We start from the raw sequence: 9,989 nt of genomic DNA, 5'->3' as shown, positions 1-9,989 counted from the left end.
AGGCGGCGACGACCATCCGCATGGACGCAGCCGGCAACCCGCGACCGGAGAAGCGCCATCTGATCGGCTTCTTCGTCATGGTCGTCGGCATGTTCATGGCGATCCTCGACATCCAGATCGTCGCCTCCTCCCTGTCCGAGATCCAGGCCGGCCTCGGCGCCGCGCCCGACGAAATCGGCTGGGTGCAATCGTCCTATCTGATCGCCGAAGTCGTCATCATTCCGCTGTCGGGCTGGCTGTCGCAGGTGATTTCCACCCGCTGGCTCTTCGTCATTTCCTGCGGCGGCTTCACCCTCGCCTCGCTCGCCTGCGCCTTCTCGTGGTCGATCGAATCGATGATCTTCTTCCGCGTGCTGCAGGGTTTCCTCGGCGGCGCGATGATCCCGACGGTCTTCGCCACCTCCTTCTTCGTCCTCGGCCGCAACAATCCCCGCGCCTCGATCCTGATGGGCCTGATCGCCACCATGGGGCCGACCCTCGGCCCGACCCTGGGCGGCTGGATCACCTCGGCCCTGTCCTGGCACTGGCTGTTCCTGCTGAACATCATCCCCGGCATCTTCGTCACCCTGACGACGGCGACGCTGATGGACATCGACCGGCCGAACCTGAAGCTGCTCAAGGGCTTCGACCTTCAGGGCATCTTCGCCGTCGCGGTCTTCCTCGGCTCGATGCAATATGTCCTCGAGGAAGGCGCCAAGGACGACTGGTTCCAGTCGGACACGATCGTCGGCTTCACCACCGCCGCAGCCGTCGGCGCCTGCTGGTTCTTCTGGCGCTCCTTCACCTATGCCCAGCCGGTCATCGACCTGCGGGTCTTTTCCAACCGCAATTTCGCCATCGGCTGCCTGATCGCCTTTTCGATCGGCTTTGGCATGTATGGCTCGGTCTATGTGCTGCCGCTGTTTCTCGCCCGGGTCTCGGGTTACGACAGCTATCACATCGGCACCGTGCTGGCCGTCACCGGCCTGTGCCAGTTCCTGGCGACGCCGATCGCCGGCATCCTGTCCCGCAAGCTCGACGCGCGGGTGGTGCTGGGCATCGGCGTGTTCTTCTTCGCCCTCGGCGTTTATCTGAATACCTTCCTGACCTCGGAATCCGGCTTTTCCGATTTCGTGCTGCCCCAGGCGGTGCGTGGCTTCGGCATCATGATGTGCATGATCCCGGCCAACATGCTGGCCCTCGGCGCCCTCGGCATCGACCAGATGAAGAACGGCTCGGGGCTTTACAATCTGATGCGCAACACGGGCGGCGCCTTCGGCCTCGCCGCCATCAACACCCTGCTGACCGACCGGCTGGCGCTTCACGTCTCGCGCCTGTCGGAAGCGGTGAATCCGGCCCGGCTGGCCGCGACCGAGAAGCTGGAAGGCCTGTCGACCTATATCTCGACATCCGCCGGCGGCACCATCGACGGCGACAAGGGCGCCCTGTCGATGCTGCGCCAGATCGTGCAGCAACAGGCTTCGGTCCTGGCCTTCACCGATGTCCTGCTGATCATGGCCGGCGTCTTTGTCTTCGTGCTGCTGTTCGTGCCCCTGATGCGCCTGCCCCGGGCGACGACGATCGTCGCCGAACACTGACATTCGTCCAAAACGTGAGGACAGTTCACTTTTTCATTGCCACATCTGCACCCTCGAATTAGTCTGACAGAAAATCAGATCACCCCGACACCAAACAACACGGGGGATCCCAAGGGAGGGTAATGGAATGAATGCTCTGGTCTCCCAGATCACGAAGGATCCGGCTTACAACACGGTCCGGCCCAACGACTTCGGCGCCATGATCGCCGTCGATCGCTATGGCCAGCGCTCGACCGCGTTCGACAAGATCATCACCGCGACCCATGACCATTTCTGGGACCCGCTCGATCCGGCCTATATCGACTTCTCCCAGCCCTTCGACATGGAAAACCAGCCACTGCTGCCCTTCGACCTGATGGTCGAGCTGCAGTCGGCCGTCGCCGACAAGCTGGACGAAAAGCAGAAGATCCAGCTCGTCAACATGAACACCCATTGGTCGCTGTCGTCGATCCTGCACGGCGAACAGGGGGCCCTCGGCCTGTCGGCCAGCCTGTGCCACATCCTGGTCGATCCGGGCGCGCAGGAATATGCCGCCAACCAGGCCCGGGAAGAGGCGCGCCACGTCACCGCCTTCACCCGCTACATCCAGGCCCGCTGGGGCAAGCCGGCGCCGGTCGGCCCGATCCTCGGCAACCTTTTGACCGAACTCGTGCTGGCGGAAGAAGTCTACAAGAAGCTGGTCGGGATGCAGATGCTGGTCGAAGGTCTCGCCATGGGCGCCTTCGCCATGCTGCACGCCAAGACCTTCGATCCCCTTCTGAAGAAGACCACCCAGCTGGTCATGACCGACGAGGCCTTCCACCACAAGTTCGGCAAGATCTGGGCCGACCGGACCATGCCGAAGCTGAGCCAGGAAGAACACGACAAGGTCGAGGACTGGGCCTTCAACTGCTTCCAGTCGCTGTTCTTCAATCTAGTCTCCCCCGACCAGAAGGGCTGGATCTACGAGCGTCTCGGCCTCGATCCCGCCTGGGTGCAGGCCGCCGTGCTGGAAGCCGCGACCGACGACCTGCGCCGCGAGCGCATGAAGGACGGCACCGACATCTTCCGCGTGCTGATCAAGACGTTGCTGAACGCCGGCATCATCACCGACCGCACCAAGTGGTTCTACGAGCAGTATGTCGACATGGTCCAGCTGAAGGCCGAAGGCGACTACAGCGTGGGTGATGCCATCGCCGAGGAAGGCATCGAATATCTGAAGGGTATCAACAAGAACCGTAAGAGCTTCGGCAAGGCGGTCGCGTAAGGGCTTACCCTCTGACAAAGGGCCGTCGGCGCGAGCCGGCGGCCCTTTTCTTTTGCCCGCTCAATACGGCAGGGGATCGAAGCAGCGATCCTCGTCGAGGCGGAAGTCCTCGGCATTGCCGGCGCGCGCGCGCCAGGCCGCGGTCAGCGGCCGCTCGTCATCGCCGGTCAGCGCGTGATAGGCGGGCAGGTCGGGCGTGCCCCCGACTCGGTAGCAGTTCTTCGCCGCGCCCGGCACCTCGATGCACAGGGCCTCGCCGCTGAAATCCCGCTTCACCGACCAGCGGCCGACCTTGGCGCAGCGGCCCTCCAGCCGGACGAAGCGCCAGTTGCCATCGAAATAATCGACGGTCGGGCGCGGATCACCCTTGATCGAATGCAGGTCGAAGGTCCGGTCGCGCAGGATGGCGGCCAGCGGCGATGCCGGCCCCCCTTGCGTCGAGGGCAACCAATGTTCGTCGCCCCGCGAAAGCCCGACCATCCGCCCGGCGAATTCGCGCATGAAGCCGCTCAAGCCGTCGGTCGCCACCGTCGACAGCGCCAGGACCGCATTCTCGCACGCCAGTTGCCAGCCATCGGGGTTGCGATAGCGCCGCTCGGCCGCGACCCGGGTCTCGACCACCTTGCCGGAGGCATATTGGACATGGATGACGGCCGAGAGGTCGATCCGCGCGGTCGAGGCATGATGCGAGATTTCGGCGAAATGCTTGCGGTCGAACCAGAAGCGCCGCTCGAACGACAGGTCGGCGACCGGCGGATCCGCCGTCACCACGATCTGCCCGGCGTAGCCCCCGGCCCGCAGCGCCGCCGGATCGAGCATCTCGGCGCCGATCTCGTAGGCTTCGACCGTGGGCGCCACCACCCGCCGGATGGACAGGTCGAAAGCCTCGCGCAGGTCGAGCGTGACGGCCTCGGCGTTGCAGTCGTAATCGGAGGGCAGGACCCGGGTCGCCAGCGCCTCGTCGCGCAGGACCAGCAGATATTTGCCGGGATGCGGCGCGATCCTGACCATGGGCGGCGCCTCCACCGCCTCGACCGGCGCATCGAGATCGGTGCCCCAGCCATAGCCGAGGTCGAAGGCGCAACCGCCCAGCAGCGCGGCCGTCGTGACCAGAATCATCGCGGTCTTCAATGGGCATCCCCCGTCAATCGCCTGATTCTACGGAGCGCGGGAGAAGGCGGCAATCGCTGATCGACCTCGCGCCGGATCGACATCGGGCGGTATCGGGCAGCCCCGACATTTCCGCATGACGGGAAAGCGCTGGACGTTGGCCGGGCCTGTAACCTCGCCACGGGGGCCGGCGAACTTCAGGACAAGGACGAGATGAAGACGAGGATCGCAGACAGAGGCTTCCAACCCGCCAACCGCGCCTGGGTCATTCCCCGCAGCGGCGGCCGCCAGCGACCGATACCCGTTTTCACGCCCTTGTAAGAGACGCGCGGCTCGCGCAGCCAGGCTTGACACCATCGAACCCCGAACACGGGCCTGTCCCGCCACGGCGGGAACGTCCCCGCCTATGTAATCAGAAAGGTTACTATCATGAACACCCGTAACATCTTCTCGGCCCTCGCCATCCTCTCGGTCGCCGCCATCGCCTCGAGCGGCGCCAGCGCGGCGCAGCAGTCCGGCGGCAGGGACGGCTACGGTCCCGGCATCACCTACGCGCAGAAGGCGGCGCCGAGCAGCGTCCTGTCCCTCGCCCTCGTCGATAACGACCCGATGGGCGGCCCCGGCATCGTCGTGCAGAACGCGCCGACCGCCAACGCGGGCCAGACCGATCGTTTCGGCGATCTCGAGATCGTCGCGGACTACCCGTCCAGCGAGCGTAACGGCCGCTGACGCCGGGACTCGACTCGCCTCTTCCGTTGGAAGGAAGGGCCGGGTTCCCCCGAGGGACCCGGCCCTTGCCTGTCCGCCGTTCAGCGCGGCGAATGCTTGGCCAGGATACGCTGCAGGGTCCGGCGATGCATGTTCAGCCGGCGCGCCGTTTCCGAGACATTGCGCTCGCACAGTTCATAGATGCGGTTGATGTGTTCCCAGCGCACCCGGTCGGCCGACATCGGCCGATCCGGCGGCTCGGGCCGCGTGTCGCCCGAGGCCTGCAGGGCGGCATCGATATCGTCGGCATCGGCGGGCTTCGCCATGTAATCGACGGCGCCGGCCTTCACCGCGGCAACCGCCGTCGCGATATTGCCGTAACCCGTCAGCATGACGACGCGGGCATCGGGATTGATATCCCGGATCGCGGCGATGACGTCGAGGCCATTGCCATCCGCGAGACGCAGGTCGCAGACGGCATAGCGCGGCGGATTGCTGCGCGCCGCGCTGATGCCGGCGGCGACCGATGGCGCCGTCGTGACAGCATAGCCGCGCTTGGCCAGCGCCCGGGCCAGGCGCTCGCGCAGGATATCATCGTCGTCGACCAGCAGCAGCGTGCGGTTAGGGTCGACGTTCGAGGGCGCAGGCGTGGTGTCCATGGTCATTCTGTCTCCCGTGCTCACTCGTTCCGAGTGTCGCCGGCGGCGGTCGCCTGACCGGAGCCGCCAATGTCCAATATGCCCCGGGGCCAGCGAATCGCAACCTCCGCGCCGCGTCCGACCCGATTGAAGAAGCCGATGCGCCCGCCCGAATGCTCGATCAGCGTCTTGGCGATGAAAACGCCAAGGCCAAGCCCCTCGCCCTTCCGCGTCGTCACATAGGGCTCGCCCAGGGATTCGAGAATTTCCGCCGAGAAACCGGGGCCATCATCACTGACGGCGACCACGACTTCCCGCTCGTCCCAGTCGATGGTGATCACCACCTGTTCCCGGGCGAAACGCATGGCGTTTTCGACCAGATTGCCAAGGCCGTGGATGATTTCCGGGCTGCGCCGGACCTGCGGTTCCTCGCCCTCGCCGACATCCTCGATCTGGAAATTGATCTGGCGCCGCAGATGAGGCTCCGCCGCCGCCTCGACGAGGGCGGTCAGGCCGAGGATGGAGAAGGTCTCGTCCCGCATGTCCTCGGGCCGGCGGGACAGGCGCGACAGGATCTCGCGGCAGCGCGCGGTCTGGCTGCGCAGGATGGCGAGATCCTCGGCCTGAGGGCTGTCCGCCAGGTCGTCCGCCAGTTCGCGGACGACGATGGCGATGGTCGCCAGTGGCGTGCCGAGTTCATGCGCCGCCGCCGCCGCCAGCGTGCCCAGGGCGGAAAGCTGCTGTTCCCGGGCGAGGGCATCCCGAGTCGCGGCGAAGGCGCTGGACAGGCGCCGCGCTTCCGCCGCGACACGCCAGGCATAGGTGACGATGAAGACCATGCCGAGCGAGAGGCTGGCCCAGATGCCGATCATGTAGATGGGATCGATGTCGAAGGGCTGGCCCCGCCAGGGCAGCGGCAGATGCAGCACCGAGAGCATGGTGATGCAGGCGAAGGCCAGCGCGCCAAGGCCGATGGTCAGCCCGAGTTCGAGGATCGTCGCCGAAATCGTGACCGGCACCAGAATAAGGAAGGAGAAGGGATTCTGCAGCCCACCGGTCAGATAGAGCAGCGCGGCGAGTTGCAGGATGTCATAGGCGAGATAGAGTCCGGCCTCCCGGTCCGACAGGCGTTTGGCCGCCGGATAGACCGCCTGAAGCACGATGTTCAGCAGGATGGAGGCCGCGATCGGAATCGAGATCGCCACCATCGGCAGCGGAAAATCGAGGATCACGGCCACGACGAACAGCGCGCCGGTCTGGCCGGCAACCGCCAGCCAGCGCAACAGGACGAGGGTGTGGAGCCGCAGGGGCGCGCCAGCCGCCGCCTTGGTCAGCGATGTCGCCGGGTTTTCCCGTTCCAGGTCTTCGCGCGGGGACTGCATCATGATCGCCATGGCGCCAGACTAGAGAGTGGACGGCCCCCTGGCCACAGCATTGCGCTCGCTAACCCTCTGACTTTGTGTTGAAGGCGGCGAGCTGTTCCTTCGTCGCCTCGCGCTGGTACAGCTTTTTCCACTCGTCATAGGCCATGCCGTAGACTTCGGCCCGCGCCTCGTCCTTGCTCAGGGCGACACCGGCCTCGTCGGCGGCCTCCTTCAGCCAGTTCGACAGGCAGTTGCGGCAGAAGCCCGCCAGAGTCATCAGGTCGATGTTCTGGACATCCACCCGCTCGCGCAGATGCCCGACGAGGCGGCGAAAGGCGGCCGCCTCCAGTTCGATCCGGGTTCCGTCATCCATGGTCGATCGCCTTTCCGGTGAAGCGCATAGGGTTGATTAACTTTTGGCAGCGAAAATCCCGCCATGCAACCGCCCCGCCAGCGTCCATGACTGCGTCCGCTGCGCCTCCTCCGCGGACCCCGAGAACACCGCCCCATGTCATCATGTGGCGGCTGTCGGCTCTCATTGCCATTCTTGGCCTGCTGTTCGGCACCCATTTGCTGCTCGACCGCCGGGCATTTCTTGGCGAGATCACGGCGAGCACCAGGCTGGGCGCCACCATATTGGGCGACTGGACGGCCCGAACCTTCGACTTCACGAGCAGCCTGATGGCCGCGGCGGGCGAACTGACGGAAGCGCGTCAGTCGCATGATGACGCCGAGACCATCGGCACCGCCTTTCATCGCCTGCTGGGGGTGAACCCCGCGGTGGTCGACCTCGGCCTCTACACGGCGGAGGGCCGATTGCTCGGCTCCGCCCAGCGGGGCGGCCGATTGCCGGAACAGCTTCGCGAGCCGGCCTGGCGCGCGCCCCTGACCCTGCCCGGTATCGGCCCCGCCACGGTCGGCGCGGTGCAGGAGGATCGCCGTGGCCGGCCGTTGATCATCGCGGCCTACCAGCTGCGGACCGGGGAGTTGCTGGTCGGCGCGATCGATCCCGACTACATGGTCGCGGCCTTCCGCACCGTCCTGCGCCGGCCGGCCAGCGTCGTCACCCTACTCGATTCCAAAGGCCAGATCATGGCCCGCACCCGAAAGGATCGTTTCATCATCGGCGGCACCCTGCCGATGACCGTCACCGCGGCCGACGCCGAAATCGAGGGCGTCGCGAATGCCGATCCGCGCCTTGCCGGCGAGGCCCCGATCGCCCGCCTCGGCCTCGACCTGACGCTGACCACCTCGAAGCAGGATATCGCCGCCGAATGGTGGCGGCGCCAGACCCTGTTCATCGCGATGTTCGCCGCCGCGCTGTCGGTGCTGATCGTCGGCGGCCATGCGTTCTACAAACGCCTGCTCGACATCGAGCGCAATCGGATCGACCTTCGGCAGGCCCGGGACCGCGCGCAGGACGCCAGCGAGGCGAAATCCCGCTTCCTCGCCATGATGAGCCACGAGCTTCGCACGCCGATGACCGGCGTCATCGGCACGCTCGACCTGCTCCGGCAAAGCGCGCTGACCGGCCGTCAGGCCCAGCTCGTCAAGGTGCTGGCGACATCGGCCAATGCCCTGCTCGAAGTGCTGAACGATATTCTCGACTTTTCCAAGATCGAAGCGGGCGCCGTGCAGATCGAGGCCGTCGATTTCCGCCTTGAAGACGTCCTCGAAAACACGACCGACATGTTCGAGGCCCGCTGCCAGCAGAAGAACATCCGGCTGACCACGGTGATCGAGCGCGATGTGCCGACCTGGCTGACCGGCGATCCGACCCGCATCCGACAGGTCCTGACCAATCTCGTGGGCAATGCAGTCAAATTCACCGAGGGCGGCGAGATCGGTCTTCGGGTCTGTCTTCGGACCCTCGGCGAGATGCCGACGGGGGGACCCATCCACCTCCTGTTCTCGGTACAGGATTCCGGCGTCGGCATATCCAGCGCCACCCAGTCCCATCTGTTCGAGCCCTTCGTCCAGGCCGACGCCTCGACCGCGCGGCGTTATGGCGGCACGGGACTCGGCCTTGCGATCTGCCGCCGGCTGGTTCAGGCCATGGGGGGCGAAATCGGCCTGACCAGCGCCATCGGCAACGGCAGCCGGTTCTGGTTCACCGTGCGTCTCGACAGGGCCCCGGGTCAGCCGCGCGCGGCATCCGCCGTGGCTTCCCCCGCGCCGGCATCGGCGACGCCGCACAATGGTGCCCGTGTCCTTGTCGCCGAAGACAATGAGATCAACCGTTTCCTGATCCGGGAACAGCTGACCCGGCGCGGCTATCGGGTGACGACGGTCGAGAACGGTTGGCAGGCGGTCGAGGAACAGCGCAACAACCCGCATGACCTCGTCATTCTCGACATGCGGATGCCGGTGATGGACGGGCCGACCGCCCTTGCCCATATCAGGGCGCTCGACGGTGTCGCCGCGACCTGTCCGGTGGTGGCCCTGACCGCCGACGCCCTGGCGGAAGAAATCGAAATCTATATCCGCAGCGGCGTCGACGCCCTGCACACCAAGCCGATCGACTGGCTTGCCCTCGACGAGACCCTGTCCCGCCTGCTCGACCAGAGCGGGACGATGATCGCGGCGCGGGGCTCGCGGAAGGGAACGGCCCCGGCCGCCGTCCCGGTATCCCTGCGGGGCCTCAATCGCGCCGATCCCGGCTTCGACCGCGCGATGATCGACGAACTGGCGGATGTGATGGATGGCCAGGCGATCCGGGAGTTGGTCGCTTCTTTCCGCGTCACCCTGGTCAAGGAAGGCGCCATCCTGCGCGACGCCGCGCTGGCGGGCGACGCCGCCCGTCTGCGCGAGGCCGCCCATACCATCCAGGGCATGGCCGCCCAGATGGGGGCGAACGGCATCGCCACCGTCGCGCGGACCATCCGCCTCGACGGGCCGAGCCCGATATCGCCCGAGGACCTGCCGGCCCGCCTCGACCTCTATGACACGATCGTGGACGCGACCCTGAACCGGATCGATGTCTTCACCAGCCTAGGCGCCGCCTGACCTCCGCCGCGATGCGCGGCATCTCGTCCAGTGGCTCATAGGTCCAGCGCCCGAAGCTGCCGTCGAACCAGCGCACATAACCATCGGCGACGAGATCGTCGACGAAACGGCCGAGGCGCTTCGAGCGGCCGGGCAGTCGGGCGACATGAACGGGCCGGCCGGTCAGCAGCGCTTCCGAGATCATCGAAACCGAATCGGCCGTGATCACCAGCTGATCGGCAAGGCCGAGCAGGCCGAAATAGGGATTGTCGCCCTTGCCGTCCCAGATGAAGCGCGGCCGGTCGCCGAGCGCCTGGCGCAGCGCGTCGAGGGCGGCGGGGCCGGTGCGCCGCGACGGCGT

9 protein-coding genes are annotated in these 9,989 nt (G+C 66.2%); 4 read left to right on the top strand and 5 right to left on the bottom strand.

The annotated features are described in order from the left end of the window. Positions 1–1,577, top strand: a 1,577-nt coding sequence (locus tag WAZ62_RS01600) for a DHA2 family efflux MFS transporter permease subunit (RefSeq protein ID WP_422641781.1), incomplete at its 5' end; no start/stop codon positions are given. Positions 1,578–1,704: 127 nt separating this feature from the next. Then, positions 1,705–2,823 carry a ferritin-like domain-containing protein gene (locus WAZ62_RS01595; RefSeq protein ID WP_422641780.1) on the top strand — a complete coding sequence of 373 codons (1,119 nt, stop codon included), beginning with the start codon at positions 1,705–1,707 and terminating at the stop codon, positions 2,821–2,823. A gap of 60 nt (positions 2,824–2,883) precedes the next feature. Here WAZ62_RS01595 and WAZ62_RS01590 read toward each other — a convergent pair whose 3' ends face one another. Continuing rightward, on the bottom strand, positions 2,884–3,954 hold the full coding sequence (locus tag WAZ62_RS01590; RefSeq protein ID WP_422641779.1) for a hypothetical protein: 1,071 nt from the start codon (positions 3,952–3,954) through the stop codon (positions 2,884–2,886). A gap of 408 nt (positions 3,955–4,362) precedes the next feature. Here WAZ62_RS01590 and WAZ62_RS01585 point away from each other — a divergent pair, with 408 nt between their 5' ends. After that, positions 4,363–4,662: a hypothetical protein gene (locus tag WAZ62_RS01585; RefSeq protein WP_422641778.1), complete on the top strand. Its 300-nt coding sequence runs from the start codon at positions 4,363–4,365 to the stop codon at positions 4,660–4,662. Between the two features lie 80 nt (positions 4,663–4,742). Here the strand turns inward: WAZ62_RS01585 and WAZ62_RS01580 are convergent, their stop codons facing one another. The 3 genes from WAZ62_RS01580 to WAZ62_RS01570 are packed head-to-tail and all read right to left on the bottom strand — an operon-like array spanning position 4,743 to position 7,016. Beyond that, positions 4,743–5,306 (bottom strand): ActR/PrrA/RegA family redox response regulator transcription factor, encoded by a 564-nt coding sequence (locus WAZ62_RS01580; RefSeq protein WP_422641777.1) that lies wholly within the window; start codon positions 5,304–5,306, stop codon positions 4,743–4,745. A gap of 14 nt (positions 5,307–5,320) precedes the next feature. Then, the gene (locus WAZ62_RS01575; protein WP_422641776.1) at positions 5,321–6,664 is read right to left on the bottom strand and encodes an ActS/PrrB/RegB family redox-sensitive histidine kinase; all 1,344 of its coding nucleotides are present in this window, start codon (positions 6,662–6,664) and stop codon (positions 5,321–5,323) included. A gap of 58 nt (positions 6,665–6,722) precedes the next feature. Then, positions 6,723–7,016, bottom strand: a complete 294-nt coding sequence (locus WAZ62_RS01570; RefSeq protein WP_422641775.1) for a DUF1244 domain-containing protein — start codon at positions 7,014–7,016, stop codon at positions 6,723–6,725. 143 nt (positions 7,017–7,159) lie between these two features. On the opposite strand from WAZ62_RS01570, the gene WAZ62_RS01565 reads away from it, so the two are divergent. Beyond that, a complete protein-coding gene (locus tag WAZ62_RS01565; protein WP_422641774.1) occupies positions 7,160–9,649 on the top strand; it encodes an ATP-binding protein in 2,490 nt (829 codons plus the stop codon). Here WAZ62_RS01565 and WAZ62_RS01560 read toward each other — a convergent pair. After that, the coding region (locus WAZ62_RS01560) for an ELM1/GtrOC1 family putative glycosyltransferase (protein WP_422641773.1) at positions 9,627–9,989 on the bottom strand (363 nt) is incomplete at its 5' end. The two genes, WAZ62_RS01565 and WAZ62_RS01560, sit on opposite strands and share 23 nt — an antisense overlap.

Source organism: Zavarzinia sp. (assembly GCF_049306435.1).
Classification (GTDB): domain Bacteria; phylum Pseudomonadota; class Alphaproteobacteria; order Zavarziniales; family Zavarziniaceae; genus Zavarzinia.
The sequence above is the reverse complement of the archived record's forward strand: the minus strand, read 5'-3'. Positions and strand labels throughout refer to the sequence as shown.

What these genes read in the sequence shown, in the direction of transcription:
- WAZ62_RS01585 (WP_422641778.1), top strand. Translation starts at nt 4,363, where the DNA reads ATGAACACCCGTAACATCTTCTCGGCCCTCGCCATCCTCTCGGTCGCC.
- WAZ62_RS01565 (WP_422641774.1), top strand. Translation starts at nt 7,160, where the DNA reads ATGTGGCGGCTGTCGGCTCTCATTGCCATTCTTGGCCTGCTGTTCGGC.
- WAZ62_RS01570 (WP_422641775.1), bottom strand. Translation starts at nt 7,016, where the DNA reads ATGGATGACGGAACCCGGATCGAACTGGAGGCGGCCGCCTTTCGCCGC.
- WAZ62_RS01595 (WP_422641780.1), top strand. Translation starts at nt 1,705, where the DNA reads ATGAATGCTCTGGTCTCCCAGATCACGAAGGATCCGGCTTACAACACG.
- WAZ62_RS01575 (WP_422641776.1), bottom strand. Translation starts at nt 6,664, where the DNA reads ATGATGCAGTCCCCGCGCGAAGACCTGGAACGGGAAAACCCGGCGACA.
- WAZ62_RS01580 (WP_422641777.1), bottom strand. Translation starts at nt 5,306, where the DNA reads ATGACCATGGACACCACGCCTGCGCCCTCGAACGTCGACCCTAACCGC.